Raw genomic sequence first — 15334 nt, forward strand, 5'->3', positions numbered from 1 at the left:
GCCCTTGGCTAGTCATTGCAGCGGCTCCGCAACATGGCGGTGTGCATGGGATTCACCTTGCTGATGTCATGAGCAGACAGTAGAGTTCAGGGCTGGGAGTCTCAAATAACAATGTAGTTGTAGTGGTTTATGCCAATCTGGCGGGGGCCGGCATGAAGCTCGTGCATATCAGCGATACCCATGTGGGCAAGGGAGAGTGCCAGTCGCGGCTGGCTCGTCTGGTGGATCATCTCTTGTCTTCGGTGCTGGGCGCGCCGGAAGACTTCGTCGTCCTGCACACCGGCGATGTGATAGACAGTGCGGAGCCGGCTTACCGCGCCGCCGGCGCGGCGCAACTGGCGCGGCTGAGCGATGCCGGTTACCGGGTTTTTCTCTGCCCCGGCAATCACGACTATGGCGATGCCATGTCCATCGCGCCCGACGCCGCTGCCGACTTTCAACGCGATTTCGCCCCTTGGCTGTTTCATGGACAAGCGGCGGAATTCCCCGTCCGCCACCAGCTGGATGCCGAGACGCAGCTGCTCGTGCTGGATTCCAACGCCGCCGAACTGTCCTGGCGCGAACGCTGGTTTGCCGAAGGCCATCTGGGCGAGGAACAACTGGCCGTTCTGGATGGCTGGCTGCCGGACGCGCGGCTGCCGGATCAAGGCAAGACAGTCATCGTGGCCCTGCACCATCACCCTTTCTATTACGGTTACCGGGTAGCGCCTGATGTGGATGACCGCCGGCTGCTGTTCCACTTGCTGGCGAGAGCGACACGACCGTTCCGTCGCCTGAAGGATGCTTGGTCGCTGTGTCGCGTGCTGCAGGATCGCGCCGACATCCTTTTGTACGGCCACATGCATTACGGGCTGGATTGCAGCGGCGATAGCCGCCGCTACGGCATTCCGCTGGCGCTGGACGGCGGCTCTTCCACCGATGTCGACGATGAAAGCGGCTGCCTGCGCTATCGCGTCGTCGATACGCGCACCCTGACGGTCGTCGTCGGGCGCGTTCGTCTTTGAATCCGGAGCGGGATCATGGTGTGGCTGGATAAAACCTTGCTGGTGTTGACGGCCTTGCTGGCCAAGCCTTTTTACTTGCTGGTGCGTTATCTGGTGCTGCTGGCCCAGTGGTCGCCCTTGCTATTGCCCTGGTGCTGGGCTTGCCTGCATTTCGAGAACTTGCGCAGTCACCAGGCTTGGCAGTGGACGCTGGGCGCGCTGTTTGCGCTGAACGCCTTTGGCGTGGCGGCGCAGCCTGGCAGCCCCGGTTATCGGGGCAATCCGGCTTACCCCGGCATGAGCGGCTTTTTCAACTTTCTCATCGACCGCTTCATCAATTGGATAGGCGTGCTCAAGTATTTCAGTTTTGATGTGGCCGGCGGGCGCTTGTCCCTGCCGTACTCGGTGGTGGAAGATCCGGGCGGCTACCGGCTCAACGCCAAGGTCATCCGCCTCCTGACCGAGGGCGGAGCGGAGGCGGCGGACTTGCCGCTGCAAGCCGGCGATATCCTGCTGCGCGGTTACGATCATTTTGTTGACGGCAAATTCATCAATCTGGCCGGCAGCGATGGCAGCGGCGCGGATTTTTTCTCCCACGCGGCCTTGTATGTGGGTGAGCTGAACGAGGCTGACCGGGCGCAAGCGGCCAGCGGCTTGAAGGTGGCGGACGGGCAGGGCGGCTGGCGCGCCGCAAGCCCGGACGAGCAGCAGGCCGTGCGTTGCGACGAGCATTATTTCCAGACCGGCAAGCAGATGGTGGTTCACTCCATGTCGCGCGGCGTCTTCGTTGAGGATATCCTTACGTTCACCCGATGTGATTATCTCGCCGTCATTCGCCTTGACGAGATGGTGAAGCTGCCCGCCGGCAGCCACGGCGCCGCTCGCCTGAAAGGCGAGGGCGGGCTGACAACGGAAGAGGAAGACATCGACCGGCGGCTGAACGCGGGGGAAGCGGTCAGTCGCGCGGACATTATCCGGGCGGCGCGCGCCGTCGCCATCAGCCGCATCGGCAGCGGTTACGATTTCCAGTTTGACGATGTGCGGAGTTTTCACCGTTTCAGTTGCTCCGAGTTCGTCTATTTTTGCTATAAGAGCGTCCACCGGGCGGTGGGCCTGCAACTGCAGCGCCACGCCATCCTGAAGTGGTTCTTTGCCAGAGAGTCCATTACGCCGCCGGATATCTACACAGCGGCGCGCGATGGCCGGTCCATCAGGATCATCTGGCGCGGCTGAGCGATCGGCCGATCCGGGATCGAACATGAGCTTCATCAATACGATGACTTCGTTGAAAAACGTGCTGGGCAACGCGCTCATCACCTTGCTGGGCTTCAACCAGACTTACGTTTCTTCGCAGCCGGAGCGCCGCAAGCACGCGCTGACCGCCATCGCGCTGGCGCTGCCGGTGACGCTGGCGTTCTCGCTGGTCAATTATTTTGTCTTTGATTTTGCCGCGCTGGCGGCGGTGGAGGCCGCGGTCAGCCTGTTCCTGCTGCTGCCGGCGCTGGCGCTGTTGCGCGATGAGCGTTATCTGCTGACCGCCGAGTTTCTCATCCTCGCCTACGGCACGCTGGTGTCCACCGCGCTGATCATCTATGGCGGGGTGGAGGGCACCGGGGTGATCTGGGTGTTCACCTACGCCTTCCTGGCTTTTTTCATCAAGGGCCAACGCGCTGGCTGGCTGTACTGTCTGGGCTGGGTGGCTTTTGTCTGGGTGATGGTGAAGCTGTCCTTCGCCATACCGGATTCGCGCCGTTACAGCGATGTCTACCTGCAGCAGCTGGTGTCGGCGCTGCTGTTCTATTCGGCGATGGCGGCGGCCTTCAACCTGGTGCGTTCGCGTTTCGAGGCTGATTTGCACGACAGGGTGGAGGCCAATACCGCCCGTGCGCGCGCCTATCTGGACCAACTGCAGTATCTGGCGCTGCATGACGAAACCACCGGTCTGCCCAACCGCACCCATCTGATCAGCCTGCTGGACGAGGCCATCGGCGAGTGCCAGGGCGAGAACGAGGCCATTGTACTGATCGACTTGCGGCTGGAGCGTCTGTTCGAGATCTCCAATATTCTGGGCGATCGCGGCGGCGACCAGCTGATGCAGTCCATCTCTTTCTCCCTGCTGGAACGCTACGGCGAGAAGGGTAGGCTGGCGCGCTTGCGGCGCGATGAGTTCGGTTTCTTCTACAAGACCGATCTGCAGCACGTGTCGCCTCGCCACATCATGGAAATGGTGGGCGGCATCCAGCTGACCTATCACGTGGACAGCTACCCCATCCATATCGAACACACCATGGGCATCGCCATCTATCCACGGCATTCCACGCGCGGTTCCGACCTGTTGCGCATGGCGGAACAGGCCATGCTGCAGGCGCGCGCCGACAAGGAGGATGTGTCCATCTACAACGAGGAGCTGAACGCGTCCTTCGTGCGGCGCAACTTGCTGTTCGGCCAACTGCGTCAGGCGCTCAGCAACAAGGAACTCAGCCTCGTTTACCAGCCGCAGATCGACCTGCGCTCAGGCAAGATTGTCGGTGCGGAAGCGCTGGCGCGTTGGCGCAAGCCCAATGGCGAATACGTCCCGCCGGGCGACTTCATCCCGGTGGCCGAGAACTCCGGCTTGATCCGGCCGTTCACCAAGTGGCTGATCATCGAGTTTTTCCAGCAGTTGGCCGAATGGCAGCGCGATGGCCTGGATATCCATTGCTCGGTCAATTTGTCCGCTCGCAACCTGGCCGACCCCGAGCTGATCAGCGACCTGCGCAACGCCATGTCGCGTTACGCGGTGCCTGCCAACAAGGTAGTGCTGGAAATTACCGAGTGCTCGTTTTCCGACTCGCCCGACCAGTTCATGCAAACCGTGGACAAGCTGCACCGCATGGGTTTCCAGCAATCCATCGACGACTTTGGAACCGGCTATTCCTCGTTGTCCTATCTGAAAGACCTGCGCGTGAACGAACTCAAGATCGACCAGAGCTTCGTCACCAATCTGCTGGAAGAGCCAAGCTGCTCCGCCATCGTCAAGACCACTATCCAGCTGGCGCACAATCTGGGCCTGAAAGTGGTGGCGGAGGGCATCGAGTCTGAGGATGTGGCGCGCTTGCTGGCGCGTTACGGTTGCGATGTGGGTCAGGGCTATGTGTTCAGCAAGCCCCTGTCGCCCGAGCAGTTTCGGGCTTTCGCCGCCACCCGCGTCAATCTCTGAGTCGGGCTCAGGCGCATGCAAAACCGGCCTCGGGCGGCCGGTTTTTGTTTGTCGGCGGCGGGCGTGGCGATGGCGCAATGCAGCGCAAGCGCCTAAAATGGCCGGACAATTCCTAAAGCCCCCCTACAGCTGGAGAAACCGCTCATGGCCGTTATCCGTCAGGATGATTTCATTCAAAGCATCGCCGATGCTTTCCAGTACATCAGTTGCTACCACCCCAAGGACTACATCGACGCGCTTTACCAGGCGTATCTCAAAGAAGAGAGCGTTGCCGCCAAGGACGCCATGGCGCAGATTCTGGTGAACAGCCGCATGTGCGCCGAAGGCCGTCGTCCCATCTGCCAGGATACCGGCATCGCCGTGGTGTTCCTGAAAGTGGGCATGAACGTGCAGTGGGACGCCGCGCTGTCCGTGCAGGAAATGGTGAACGAAGGCGTGCGTCGCGCCTACAACAATCCTGACAACAAGCTGCGCGCCTCCGTGCTGCTGGACCCGGCCGGCAAGCGCCAGAACAGCAAGGACAACACGCCGGCCGTGGTGCATTTTGAAATCGTCGAGGGCGACGGCGTGGAAGTGATCTGCGCGGCCAAGGGTGGCGGTTCGGAAAACAAATCCAAGTTCTATGCGCTCAACCCGTCCGACAGCATCGTCGACTGGGTGCTGAAAACCGTGCCCACCATGGGCGCGGGCTGGTGTCCGCCGGGCATTCTGGGCATCGGCATCGGCGGCACGCCGGAAAAGGCCATGTTGCTGGCCAAGGAAAGCCTGATGGATCACGTGGACATCCACGAACTGAAGGCCAAGGCCGACAGCGGCGCCGAACTCAGCCGTGTGGAGCAGTTGCGTCTGGAAATCTACGAGAAGGTGAACGCGCTGGGCATTGGCGCACAGGGCCTGGGCGGCCTCACCACCGTGCTGGACGTGAAGATCATGGACTATCCGACGCACGCAGCCAGCCTGCCGGTCGCCATGATCCCCAACTGCGCCGCCACGCGTCACATTCACTTCCATCTGGACGGCAGCGGCCCGGCCAAGCTGGAAGCCCCGCGCCTGGAAGACTGGCCGGACATCACCTACGACGCCTCCTCCGGTCGCCGCGTGGATCTGGACAAGATCACCAAGGAAGAAGTGGCCAGCTGGAAGCCGGGCGAAGTACTGCTGCTCAACGGCAAGATCCTCACCGGTCGCGACGCTGCGCACAAGCGCATGGTGGACATGCTGAACAAGGGCGAGAAGCTGCCGGTGGACTTCACCAACCGCTTCATCTACTACGTCGGCCCGGTGGATCCGGTGCGCGACGAAGTGGTCGGCCCGGCCGGCCCCACCACCGCTACCCGCATGGACAAGTTCACCCGTCAGATGCTGGAACAGACCGGTCTGTTGGGCATGATCGGCAAGGCCGAGCGCGGCCCGGCAGCCATTGAAGCCATCAAGGACAACAAGGCGGTGTACCTGATGGCCGTGGGCGGTTCCGCCTATCTGGTGTCCAAGGCCATCAAGGCCTCCACCGTAGTGGGTTTTGCCGACCTGGGCATGGAAGCCATCTACGAGTTCGAGGTGAAAGACATGCCGGTTACCGTGGCGGTGGATGCCTGTGGCACCGCCGTGCACACCACCGGCCCGGCCGAGTGGCGCGTCAAGATCGGCAAGATTCCGGTCAACGCCGGCTGATGCTTCGGCCAACATGACACGACAAACGCCCGGCATGCCGGGCGCAGGCTGCTGACAACATCATTGGGCGAGTTTCTGCAGGACCCGGCAAAACCGGGCCTTCCAACTTGCGTATTGATTCGGCAGCCTTCCCGTTGATTTCCAATCCCCCCGCCCTTGCTCTGCAAGGGAGCCTCGCTTTCCGATCAGAAAGCGAGAGGATGGTGTCAATAAGCTGAAAACGCCCGGCATGCCGGGCGTTTTCTTTTGGCGACGGATGGCTGGCCGGAGAGCGAGCCGGGGCCGGTCTCAGAGCGCGTCGGCGCTTTGAACGATGGGCAGGCGCGGCGCCACGGCGTTGAGGGCGATGAGGTGGATCATCTGGCTGACCGTAGTGCAGCAGTCGGCGAGAATGCTCACCTTGTAGCCGGCGGCGGCGGGGGAAATGGCGGTGTGAGTGACGCAGTTCTGCGTCATCATGCCGCACACCAGCAGCTCGTCCACGCCCAATTGGCGCAGGGTGGCTTCCAGCGCGGTGTCCAGGAAACTGTCGGCGAAATGCTTTACCACCACCGGGGCGTCGGGCGCAGCGGCCAGCACCTCGGCATGAATGGCTACGCCCTCGGTGCCGGCATTGAAGAAGGGAGAGATGCCGCGCGCCGGGTCGGCCACGTGTTGCACATGAATCACCGGCACGCCCTTGGCGCGGGCTCGGCTGATGGCGGACAGTGTGTTGGCCAAGGCCTCTTCGGTGTTCCACAGCGGAAACGCGCCGCCGGGGAAGTAGTCGTTTTGCAGGTCGATGACGATCAGTGCCGGTTGGCTCATGCTGCGCTCCTTGGGGGGTGAGGGTATGAGCGCATTGTGCCGCCCCTGTTGTTCGGCAACGAGTGGCCCGATTGCCAATTTGCGATAATATCGGGCCATTGTGTCGGAGGCTTGTCTGCATGACTGTTCCCATCGTTGCCGTGCTGGCGTTTGATCGCATCAGCCCGTTTCACCTGTCCGTGCCCTGCGTGGTGTTTGGCGATCGCCACCCCGGTGTGCCGGCCTTCGATCTGCGCGTGTGTGCGATGGAGCCCGGGCTGCTGACCACCACTGCGGGGTTCGCCGTGAGCGCCCTTCACGGGCTGGAGGCGCTGGAGCTTGCCGACATCGTCATCGTACCCAGTTGGCGCGACCCTGCGGAACGCCCGCCGGAGACCGCGCTGGCAGCCCTGCGCGCGGCGGCGGCGCGCGGCGCGACGCTGGTGGGACTGTGCCTAGGCGCTTATATGTTGGCCGAAGCCGGTTTGCTGGACGGTCGCGCCGCCACCACGCACTGGGCTTATGCGGAGGATTTTTCGCGCCGCTACCCGGCGGTGAGGTTGGACGCCGATGTGCTGTACCTGCAAGACGGCAACATCATGACCTCGGCCGGCACCGCGGCCGGGCTGGATTGCTGCCTTTACATGCTGCGACAGCGTTATGGCGCGGAAGCGGCCAACCATGCCGCGCGGCGCCTGGTGGTGCCGCCGCATCGTCAAGGCGGGCAGGCGCAGTTCATCGAGCAGCCGCTGCCGGACACCGCCAGAGACAGCCGGTTATCGGGCTTGATCGACTGGGCGCGAGGTTGTCTGGACCAGCCGCATACGCTGGACACGCTGGCGGCGCGCGTGTTGATGAGCCGGCGTACCTTCACCCGCCACTTTCGCCAGCTGACCGGCACCACGGTGGCGCACTGGTTGTTGAACGAGAGGCTGGCGCTGACCCAGCGTTTGCTGGAAGGGACGGACCTGGCGGTGGAGCAGATTGCCGCGCAAGCGGGTTTTGGTTCGCCGGTGTCCTTGCGGCATCACTTTCGGCAAACCTTTGGCGTGTCGCCCAGCGACTGGCGGCGCACGTTCAGGGGGAATAACTGAGGGTAGGGGCAGGGGGGCCGCCTTGGGCGGTGCCGCTCCCGGCCGCATGCGCAATAAGGCAATGCGGCGCGCGGGAGCGATGGAGAAGCGCTTACTCTTGCGATGCGGCCACGGCGTCTTTCAGTGCCTTGGCCGGGGTGAAGCTCACTTTGCGGCGGGCCGGGATTTCCACGCTCTCACCGGTGGCCGGATTGCGACCGGTGCGCGCGGCGGTGGTCTTGACCTTGAATTTGCCCGTACTGGCCAGCGGCACTTCGCCGCCCTGTACCAGTTCTTCCTGGATCACCGCTTCCAGCGCAGCGACAAAGCGCAGGGTGTCGGCTTTGTTCTGACCGGTTTTTTCGGACAGGGCGAGGATGAGTTCGGTTTTGGTCATGTTTTTTCCTGTGTTGTTATGCGTCTGTCGGTGACAACCTGCTGACGCGATATTATCCCGTTTTTTGCCCCTGCTTGTCTGCGGACTGTGGGGTGGTAGTTAGTTTGTCACCAGGGAGAAGAGAAGAGCGGCAGGCGGAAAGCCTTATTCTGTCGGGCTTCCAGCCAAGCTGGCGGCCAAAACGGCTTGCAAATTTTTTGGCAGCGATTGCGCGTAAATGGCAAAAAATTAGCAGCGTTTTGGCACCGAAGTGGCAGTAAATGCAGTGAGCTTAGTAAGAATTAACATCCATCAGAGCTGACGGCCAAACCAGACCACACGACCGATGACTGCGAAGTCCCCATTGGGATGCCCTGGATCTACCTCAAAGGACTTATAAGCATCATTGGCACTAATGATCTCCAATCGACCACCAAGCATCTTCTGAACCCTCTTTACAATCAAGTCACCATCAATCCTCAGTACGTATAAACCGCTCGTAGGAGACGTATCCGCACGGTTGACGAGAATGACGTCGCCGCTATTCAGAACGCCCTCCATGGAATCTCCTTTTACTGACAGTACTGCCAGATTTTTGGCGTCAATCCGTAGGTAGTCTTTCACCCAAGGTCTACGGAATGACATGCAAAATGCAGGTTTCTGGTCTGATATTGCTGCGCCATGCCCTGCGGAGGCTTTCTCCTTGTACCAAGGAATGAAGACGAAATCGTCCAGATTGACTGGATTTCCAAGCGTGTCCATGCAAACAGCAGGCTGCGCGACAGATGTTGGCGTCGCCTCACTGCTGGGTTCGCCCATGCTCATAGGCCCTTCACCTGTCGCAATCCACTCTAGTGAAACTCCTTGAGGGATCGCAAGTCGTGCCAATACTTGGAATGAAGGGGCCTGTTCCTCTGCAATGTACCTCCGCAGAGAAATAACACTTACCCCCGCCGCCGCCGCCGCCTCGGTACGAGACCTGTACTTATCTGCCACCAAACCAATGCGACTTCCGATTCCAGTCAAAGGAATCGGAAGCGACGTGTTGTCAATTTGCGTCATTTCCGATTTGCTCGCATGTCTTTGATAATCAATATAAAGATTCAAATTTGATGCATCCCGAAGCCGAGAAAGAATCGGATGCGAAACGGAACGAATCAATTCCGATTGCAAAAAGTCGGATGCGACAGTAGTATGTGATCACCCAATCAATGCAAAGGATTACGGGATGAACACATATGAACTACAAAAAAATTCCGCCGATTGGCACCGGGCGGATATCGTCGCGGCCGTTCGTAAAGCTGGGTGGTCTCTTCGTCGACTGTCGTTGGAGGCAGGTTTGTGTGCTGGAGCACTGAACAACGCGCTTGACCGTCCTTGGCCGAAGGCTGAGCGCATCATTGCTGCCGCCATCGGCGTTGCCCCTGAAACCATTTGGCCGGACCGCTATGCAAAGCGTCATTTTAAGCCAGATTTCCCGTCCATTCCCCCTTCTTCAATAAATAACCCCGCAGCATCGCAGCGGGCTGTTGCAACTGTTGAGTAAATCGTAGCGGCGACCGTAGTAAATCGCCAGCACAACGATTCTCGCGCAGGAGTAAATCGCCATGAGAAAACGCAGCGGACAACCCATCCCGTCCAGCCTGGACGATGCGACACAGTGCCAGCTCGCCGCCGCTGAAAAAATCGGCCTCGTTCCCAAGCGGATGTCCGACCTGATGGGAGTGGACATCAAAACCTACTATCGCTGGATGGCAGAAAACAGTATGCCGCTTAACCGTATACGCCAATGGGAAGCCTTCAGCAAAGCTTCCTTCGTTAGCGACTACCTGTGTATGTCGCATGGCAATCGAGTGGTTATCACCATCCCTACTGGCAAAAAAGCCAAGGTCGTCGATTTGGGCGAGATGCAAGCCAACTTTGGCCGGGTGGTAATGCTACTGGAGCAGTTCTACAGGGACAAAACTGACCTGCCAGACACCTTGGGCGCGCTGAATGAGGTGCTCTCCCAGGTCGCGTATCACCGCGAAAACGTGATGAAGGCTGGCCAGCCCGAGCTGGAATTGTTTGGAGGCGGGGTATGAGTCAAGTTGAGATAAAAACTTATTACAGTGCTGCCGAACTAGCCGCGAGGCAGCTTCCAGGGCTGCCAACTACTGAGCGTGGTATCCGGCTCGCAGCAGATAGAGAGGGGTGGGCTGCTCGGAGAAAATCTAAGGGAAAAGGAAATGAATACGCTCTTAGCAGCCTGCCCTTGCCAGCCCAAAACGAACTCAAACAGCACCAAGCCAAGTCCCTACTCGCCGGAGCAACAAGTACTCCGGTAGCAACAACACGCGAAAAACGCATTGCTCGCCGCGAAGAGCAACTGAACCTGACGCTGCATACCGTTGATCAGCTAACCGACGGTCAACGCGTTGTCGCCGAAGCGCGCTGCGCCCTGGTGTCGGAAGTGTTGAAGGTGGCCATGGTACTGGGCAAGAAAAAAGCCACGCTTCATGTCGCGGATGCCGCCAAGAACCGAGCCTTACCGGAGCTGTTGCAGCAACTGGTGGACCGGGCCAATGCCAAGAGCAATGAAGACCGTGCCGTCAGCAGCCGCACGCTGTTCCGCTGGTGCAGCCTGTTCGAGTCCACCAGCAGTCCGATTGAGCGCCTGCGCCGCTTGGCTCCCCAGCAGCGCCAACCCGATATGACCCTTCCCTGGTGGATGGGTGAGTTTCTTGCCGCCTATCGCCGGCCGGGTAAGCCGCCGCTGGCTGAGGCATACCGGGATTTCCTGAAAAACCTGCCCGTTAATGAGGACATTCCCAGCGAGCACACGGTACGCCGCTCCCTTAAAAAGCTGCCGCCGGTAATGCTCTATCAAGGTCGCCATACAGGTGCGGCCTTGAAAGCAAAACTGCCTTTCATTCGGCGCGATTGGAGCCAGTTGCAGCCTGGGGATGTTTGGGTTGGCGATGGCCACGGCATGAAATGCACCGTGATCAATCCGGAGACCGGCAAGCCCCAGCAAATGGAGGTCTCGCTGGGTCTGGATGGCGCAAGCCGTCTGGCCGTGGGTTGGAGTATTTCCCTGTCCGAGAACGTCATTGCGGTATCCGACATGTTGCGTCACGGGATGACACGCTTTCCGCCACCGCTCATCTATTACAGCGACAACGGCGCTGGCGAGACCGGCAAGGTATTGGATGCACCGCTGACCGGGATTCTGCCGCGTATCGGCATTCACCACGAAACCGGTATCCCCGGCAATGCCCAGGGACGCGGCCTGATTGAACGGGCCTGGCAGACGATCACCATCCCGCTGGCCCGTAATTATCCGACATTCCGAGGAAATGGCGCTGATCGCGACACGCTGCGTCTTGTGAATCGCGACGTCACACGCGCATTGAACGCTGCCAAGAATGCCCCAGAGGGGATCACAGTAGCCATCCCTCATGTGCCTAGTTTCGCCCAGTTCGTAGCAGATCTGGAGGCAGCGATTGCCGAGTACAACGACCGGCCACATAGCGAGCTGCCTAAGCGCGGTGGTGTGCATATGACACCGAGCGAGTACTACGCCGAGAAATGCCGCAAGGAAGACACCGTACTGTCGCCCTTGGAGCTGCAAGACCTGTTCCGCCCCACCTTCATTCGTACCGCGCGCCGTGGCGAGGTGCAACTGTGGAACAACGTGTATTTCAGCCGGGAGCTAATGCTGGTGGATGGGCAGGAAGTGCAAGTGGGCGTGGATATCCATGATCCGGCAAACGTGGTGATCCGCACATTGGAAGGTCGATTTGTTTGCCTGGCCGAGGTGGACGGCAATAAGCGCGCAGCTTTCCCGGTGTCCATGCGCGACAAGCTGTTGCAAGAGCGCGTGAAGGGCCAAGTGAAACGGGCGCAAAACAAGATCGATCTAGCCGAGGCCACGCTTCGTCCCGCACTGGCGCTGGCTGAGGGCGAAGTCCTGCCGGGCATCACCGGCAGAGATATCGCCGGGGCTTTCGAACGGATGCCGGTTGTACAGGAAGTTGCCGAAGCCGCGTTAACGGCCCCCACTGCAGTACGAACCGTTAACGGTGATGACTTTCAGGTGCCAACAGAACCTCAACAGCGCATTGAGCTGCACCGGGCATTGAGAGCACAGGCAGAAGCTGGCGTGACACTCAGCGAGCGAGAGGGGAAATGGCTTACCAGCTATGCCAAGAGCCATGAGTACAAGGTCATGACAAAGAAATTCGCCGATGCGGTCGAGGCATCGGCGTAACTAAAACACTTATCTGAAAGGGATTCTCAGACATGAGCGAACAATTCGTCAATCGCATTGCACCGATTGCCAATCTTGATCTGGTCGCAGTGGTCATGGAAAAGCTGGTTAACCGCCAGGACGGGTTGCCCGGCTTTGCGGTGTACTACGGTCCGTCCGGCTGGGGCAAAACGACCGCGACGGTAGCCGTGGCCAATCGCAGCCGCGCCTACTACGTCCAGATGCGCAGTGCCTGGAACCGCAAGACGCTGCTGGAAAAAATCCTGTTCGAGATGGGTATCAAGCCGACCGGGACTATCCCTGATTTGCTGGACCAGATATCCGAACAACTGGCGGCCAGCCGTCGCCCGCTGATTCTGGATGAGTTCGATTATGCCGCCTCCAAAGACGGGATGATTGAGCTGGTGCGCGACATCTATGAAGGCAGTCAGTCCAGCCTGTTGCTGGTGGGTGAGGAAATGCTGCCGAACAAGCTGAAACGCCACGAACGCTTCCATGGTCGAGTGCTGTCCTGGCTGCCTGCTGCCCCTGTCTGCCTGGATGATGCGCGCAAATTGGCTGCGATCTACTGCCCGGATATCACTTTGGCCGACGATCTGTTGTCGCACCTGGTCACGCTGAGCCATGGCTCGGTGCGTCGGGTATCGGTCAACCTGGTCAACGTCTACGACGCAGCCCTGATTGAAGGCTGGGATCAGGTGGACCGCTCAGCTTGGGGCGATCGCCCGCTGTATACCGGTGATGCACCGAAGCGCCGGGGGACGATCTGATGACTCGCACCGCACGTCGTACCAAACCGATGGAGAGCGCTGGTGGGCGCGGAACATTCCAGCGCATCTGGGAAGCCATTCGTACTCGTCGTGAAGATTTCACTGCTTTCCTGATCCATAGCGATTCGATGGCTACGCTGGGGGCCATTCAGCACTACGTCAATGCACTGGTAAAGGGAGGCTATGTCGAGCGCATCAATACCCGCACCAAGTGCAACGACCAGCAGCATTTCCGTCTGATCCGTGACTGCGGCATCGAATACCCGCGCCTTAACTCCAAAGGCGAGCCCATTCAGCGAGATCTGTGTACCGAAGCGCTATGGAGAACGATGCGCATCGTCGGTGGTGAGTTCTCTACACGTGAGCTGGCAGAACAGGCCAGCACGCCAGAACGTGTCATCGCCCATACCACTGCGAGCGTGTACATCGGGCAACTGGTCAAGGCGGGATACGTGGTCAAGGTCAAAGCCGCCGGAAAGAAAGCCCCCCCGCGCTATCGCTTCGAGTCTCAGCGTTATTCCGGTCCGCGTCCGCCGGTCGTCGGCCGCAACACCTACGTGTACGACCCGAACCTGGACAAGGTGGTGTGGCAAGAGGAGATGAACCATGACGACCTTTGAACCGCACTGGCTCTCCCTGCTGCGTACCGAAGCCGAGCGGACCAGCATGCGCGCCGTAGCCAGTCGCTTGGGATACAGCGCCACCACCATCAGCCTTGTATTGGCTGGAAAGTATCCGGGCAAGACGGACCGTATTGCCAAGGCTTCGCTGGCGCTGCTGGATTTAGTTGTGTGCCCACATGCCCGCAAAACCATGACACAGGCTGAGTGCCGATCCCTTGCTTGTGGTGCAGCACCTACCCACCACCCGATGAAACTGAGCCACTGGCGTGCCTGCCAGCGCTGTCCGAACCGCCCGAAAGGAGACTGAGATGCTTGCTGTTCAGATCCACTCCACAGCCCAACGCCAAGCTGTTAACGAGGTCATGCTGGCAAGCGCGTTGCGCTTGACTAGCGCTATCGAGCAGCTGGTTGAACGGGGATTTACCGTCATCAAGGTTGATTTCACCCCGGCTCGACCAACCATCACGGTGCGCAATGATGCCCACTGCCACGCCATGGTCGAGTCTGGTGATGCTGTCTATTACTCGTTCGGCAAGCGCGACTACTTTGGTCCGTACAAGGTTGGCCAGTTCCAGTGCGGCGGATGCCGTGTGATCTGGGTTGAGTTCGGGTGCTGAGGCTGCATGGCACAAGACATGGAGCTGGATGCCACGACCAAGAAAAAGCTGGCCGATGAGGTGGTATTGCTGATGTTGATGGGGATGAACCGGTTGGAAGCCCGGCGCATCGTGTGGAACGACTACCTGGACGAACTGGCTACCTACGCCACCTCAGCATCACCGGCCGAGCCGGAACCGGCACAGCCAGCGCCGGTCCCGCTGGATACGCCAAAGCCGGAGCCGCCTACGGTGACAAAACCGGCGCAAATGCTATCGCGACAGCGCTTCTGGCGCGCAGCTGACGAGGTAGTCATGACACCAGAGCAGCTGCAGAGAAACCGGGCCGAACTGGCCAAAGTGAAACAACTAGTAGGACTGAGGAAATGACCATGAACGCCATACCGCAAGGATACAAGCAGGACGCCAAGGGCCGTCTGATTCCCGTCGAAACCATCAAGCCTATCGACATGGCGCGTGACCAGTTGGTCGGCGAGATAGTGAAGAAGGCCCAAGCCGTCAACAAGGTGCTAGCCGACTTCAAGACGGCCGTATTTGCCGACATTGGTGCCTTCATCGAACTGTCGGCAGAGCGTTACGACGCCAAGCTTGGCGGGGCCAAGGGCAACGTCACCCTGGTGAGCTTCGACGGCAGTTACAAGGTACAGCGCGCCATTCAGGACACGCTGACCTTCGACGAGGGGTTGCAGGCGGCAAAGGCTCTGATCGACGAGTGCGTACATGAATGGACAGAAGGCGCACGTAGCGAGATTCGCGCACTGATTAATGACGCATTCGACGTCGACAAGTCCGGCAACATCAGCACCGGCCGCATCCTGTCCCTGCGCCGCCTTGATATCCAGGACGAGAAGTGGCAACGCGCGATGGCTGCACTGAGCGACTCGGTTCGTGTGCAGTGCTCCAAGAGCTACATCCGCGTGTACGAGCGTGTCGGTGATACCGACCAGTACATCGCAATTCCTCTTGATATCGCTGGAGTGTGAG

17 protein-coding genes are annotated in these 15334 nt (G+C 59.9%); 14 read left to right on the forward strand and 3 right to left on the reverse strand.

Annotation, left to right across the window (positions count from 1 at the left end):
- The first annotated feature begins 152 nt into the window (after positions 1–152).
- The 4 genes from Q0P52_RS04105 (at position 153) to Q0P52_RS04120 (ending at position 5853) form a co-directional block, all read left to right on the forward strand.
- Positions 153–1004: a metallophosphoesterase gene (locus Q0P52_RS04105; RefSeq protein WP_293765163.1), complete on the forward strand. Its 852-nt coding sequence runs from the start codon at positions 153–155 to the stop codon at positions 1002–1004.
- 15 nt (positions 1005–1019) lie between these two features.
- On the forward strand, positions 1020–2216 hold the full coding sequence (locus Q0P52_RS04110) for a hypothetical protein (RefSeq protein ID WP_293765165.1): 1197 nt from the start codon (positions 1020–1022) through the stop codon (positions 2214–2216).
- A gap of 25 nt (positions 2217–2241) precedes the next feature.
- Positions 2242–4182: a GGDEF domain-containing phosphodiesterase gene (locus Q0P52_RS04115; protein WP_293813659.1), complete on the forward strand. Its 1941-nt coding sequence runs from the start codon at positions 2242–2244 to the stop codon at positions 4180–4182.
- A 144-nt stretch (positions 4183–4326) separates the two neighbouring features.
- Positions 4327–5853 carry a fumarate hydratase gene (locus Q0P52_RS04120; protein WP_293766779.1) on the forward strand — a complete coding sequence of 509 codons (1527 nt, stop codon included), beginning with the start codon at positions 4327–4329 and terminating at the stop codon, positions 5851–5853.
- A 288-nt stretch (positions 5854–6141) separates the two neighbouring features.
- On the opposite strand, the gene Q0P52_RS04125 is transcribed toward Q0P52_RS04120, so the two are convergent.
- On the reverse strand, positions 6142–6660 hold the full coding sequence (locus tag Q0P52_RS04125) for a cysteine hydrolase family protein (RefSeq protein WP_293766781.1): 519 nt from the start codon (positions 6658–6660) through the stop codon (positions 6142–6144).
- Between the two features lie 119 nt (positions 6661–6779).
- Here Q0P52_RS04125 and Q0P52_RS04130 point away from each other — a divergent pair, with 119 nt between their 5' ends.
- Entirely contained in the window at positions 6780–7733 is a 954-nt protein-coding gene (locus Q0P52_RS04130; protein WP_293766783.1) for a helix-turn-helix domain-containing protein, read from the forward strand.
- A 91-nt stretch (positions 7734–7824) separates the two neighbouring features.
- On the opposite strand, the gene Q0P52_RS04135 is transcribed toward Q0P52_RS04130, so the two are convergent.
- Both Q0P52_RS04135 and Q0P52_RS04140 read right to left on the reverse strand, forming a co-directional pair.
- A complete protein-coding gene (locus Q0P52_RS04135; protein ID WP_293766785.1) occupies positions 7825–8109 on the reverse strand; it encodes an HU family DNA-binding protein in 285 nt (94 codons plus the stop codon).
- A 291-nt stretch (positions 8110–8400) separates the two neighbouring features.
- Entirely contained in the window at positions 8401–9249 is an 849-nt protein-coding gene (locus Q0P52_RS04140; RefSeq protein ID WP_293766787.1) for a helix-turn-helix transcriptional regulator, read from the reverse strand.
- Positions 9250–9316: 67 nt separating this feature from the next.
- Here Q0P52_RS04140 and Q0P52_RS04145 point away from each other — a divergent pair, with 67 nt between their 5' ends.
- The 9 genes from Q0P52_RS04145 (at position 9317) to Q0P52_RS04185 (ending at position 15333) form a co-directional block, all read left to right on the forward strand.
- Complete coding sequence (locus tag Q0P52_RS04145; RefSeq protein WP_293766789.1) at positions 9317–9634, forward strand: helix-turn-helix domain-containing protein; 318 nt, start codon at positions 9317–9319, stop codon at positions 9632–9634.
- A 61-nt stretch (positions 9635–9695) separates the two neighbouring features.
- The gene (locus tag Q0P52_RS04150; RefSeq protein WP_293766791.1) at positions 9696–10172 is read left to right on the forward strand and encodes a hypothetical protein; all 477 of its coding nucleotides are present in this window, start codon (positions 9696–9698) and stop codon (positions 10170–10172) included.
- Positions 10169–12340 (forward strand): DNA-binding protein, encoded by a 2172-nt coding sequence (locus Q0P52_RS04155; RefSeq protein ID WP_293766793.1) that lies wholly within the window; start codon positions 10169–10171, stop codon positions 12338–12340. Before Q0P52_RS04150 ends, Q0P52_RS04155 begins: the two co-directional genes overlap by 4 nt.
- Before the next feature lie 32 nt (positions 12341–12372).
- Positions 12373–13110, forward strand: coding sequence for an ATP-binding protein (locus Q0P52_RS04160; protein ID WP_293766795.1), 738 nt, complete (start codon positions 12373–12375; stop codon positions 13108–13110).
- Positions 13110–13730 carry a hypothetical protein gene (locus tag Q0P52_RS04165; protein WP_293766797.1) on the forward strand — a complete coding sequence of 207 codons (621 nt, stop codon included), beginning with the start codon at positions 13110–13112 and terminating at the stop codon, positions 13728–13730. The genes Q0P52_RS04160 and Q0P52_RS04165 overlap by 1 nt, the downstream gene beginning before the upstream one ends.
- Entirely contained in the window at positions 13717–14040 is a 324-nt protein-coding gene (locus Q0P52_RS04170; protein WP_293766799.1) for an XRE family transcriptional regulator, read from the forward strand. The genes Q0P52_RS04165 and Q0P52_RS04170 overlap by 14 nt, the downstream gene beginning before the upstream one ends.
- 1 nt (position 14041) lies before the next feature.
- Positions 14042–14350, forward strand: a complete 309-nt coding sequence (locus tag Q0P52_RS04175) for a hypothetical protein (RefSeq protein WP_293766801.1) — start codon at positions 14042–14044, stop codon at positions 14348–14350.
- 6 nt (positions 14351–14356) lie between these two features.
- On the forward strand, positions 14357–14719 hold the full coding sequence (locus Q0P52_RS04180; protein WP_293813660.1) for a hypothetical protein: 363 nt from the start codon (positions 14357–14359) through the stop codon (positions 14717–14719).
- Positions 14720–14721: 2 nt separating this feature from the next.
- Complete coding sequence (locus Q0P52_RS04185) at positions 14722–15333, forward strand: DUF3164 family protein (RefSeq protein ID WP_293766805.1); 612 nt, start codon at positions 14722–14724, stop codon at positions 15331–15333.
- The last annotated feature ends 1 nt before the right edge of the window (position 15334 follow it).

Origin of the sequence: uncultured Aquitalea sp. (assembly GCF_945957525.1) — a bacterium.
Classification (GTDB): domain Bacteria; phylum Pseudomonadota; class Gammaproteobacteria; order Burkholderiales; family Chromobacteriaceae; genus Aquitalea.

Coding starts and splice junctions, on each gene's coding strand:
- Q0P52_RS04130 (WP_293766783.1), top strand. CDS start 6,780: ATGACTGTTCCCATCGTTGCCGTGCTGGCGTTTGATCGCATCAGCCCG.
- Q0P52_RS04120 (WP_293766779.1), top strand. CDS start 4,327: ATGGCCGTTATCCGTCAGGATGATTTCATTCAAAGCATCGCCGATGCT.
- Q0P52_RS04150 (WP_293766791.1), top strand. CDS start 9,696: ATGAGAAAACGCAGCGGACAACCCATCCCGTCCAGCCTGGACGATGCG.
- Q0P52_RS04185 (WP_293766805.1), top strand. CDS start 14,722: ATGAACGCCATACCGCAAGGATACAAGCAGGACGCCAAGGGCCGTCTG.
- Q0P52_RS04145 (WP_293766789.1), top strand. CDS start 9,317: ATGAACACATATGAACTACAAAAAAATTCCGCCGATTGGCACCGGGCG.
- Q0P52_RS04165 (WP_293766797.1), top strand. CDS start 13,110: ATGACTCGCACCGCACGTCGTACCAAACCGATGGAGAGCGCTGGTGGG.
- Q0P52_RS04110 (WP_293765165.1), top strand. CDS start 1,020: ATGGTGTGGCTGGATAAAACCTTGCTGGTGTTGACGGCCTTGCTGGCC.
- Q0P52_RS04105 (WP_293765163.1), top strand. CDS start 153: ATGAAGCTCGTGCATATCAGCGATACCCATGTGGGCAAGGGAGAGTGC.
- Q0P52_RS04175 (WP_293766801.1), top strand. CDS start 14,042: ATGCTTGCTGTTCAGATCCACTCCACAGCCCAACGCCAAGCTGTTAAC.
- Q0P52_RS04125 (WP_293766781.1), bottom strand. CDS start 6,660: ATGAGCCAACCGGCACTGATCGTCATCGACCTGCAAAACGACTACTTC.
- Q0P52_RS04180 (WP_293813660.1), top strand. CDS start 14,357: ATGGCACAAGACATGGAGCTGGATGCCACGACCAAGAAAAAGCTGGCC.
- Q0P52_RS04160 (WP_293766795.1), top strand. CDS start 12,373: ATGAGCGAACAATTCGTCAATCGCATTGCACCGATTGCCAATCTTGAT.
- Q0P52_RS04170 (WP_293766799.1), top strand. CDS start 13,717: ATGACGACCTTTGAACCGCACTGGCTCTCCCTGCTGCGTACCGAAGCC.
- Q0P52_RS04115 (WP_293813659.1), top strand. CDS start 2,242: ATGAGCTTCATCAATACGATGACTTCGTTGAAAAACGTGCTGGGCAAC.
- Q0P52_RS04135 (WP_293766785.1), bottom strand. CDS start 8,109: ATGACCAAAACCGAACTCATCCTCGCCCTGTCCGAAAAAACCGGTCAG.
- Q0P52_RS04155 (WP_293766793.1), top strand. CDS start 10,169: ATGAGTCAAGTTGAGATAAAAACTTATTACAGTGCTGCCGAACTAGCC.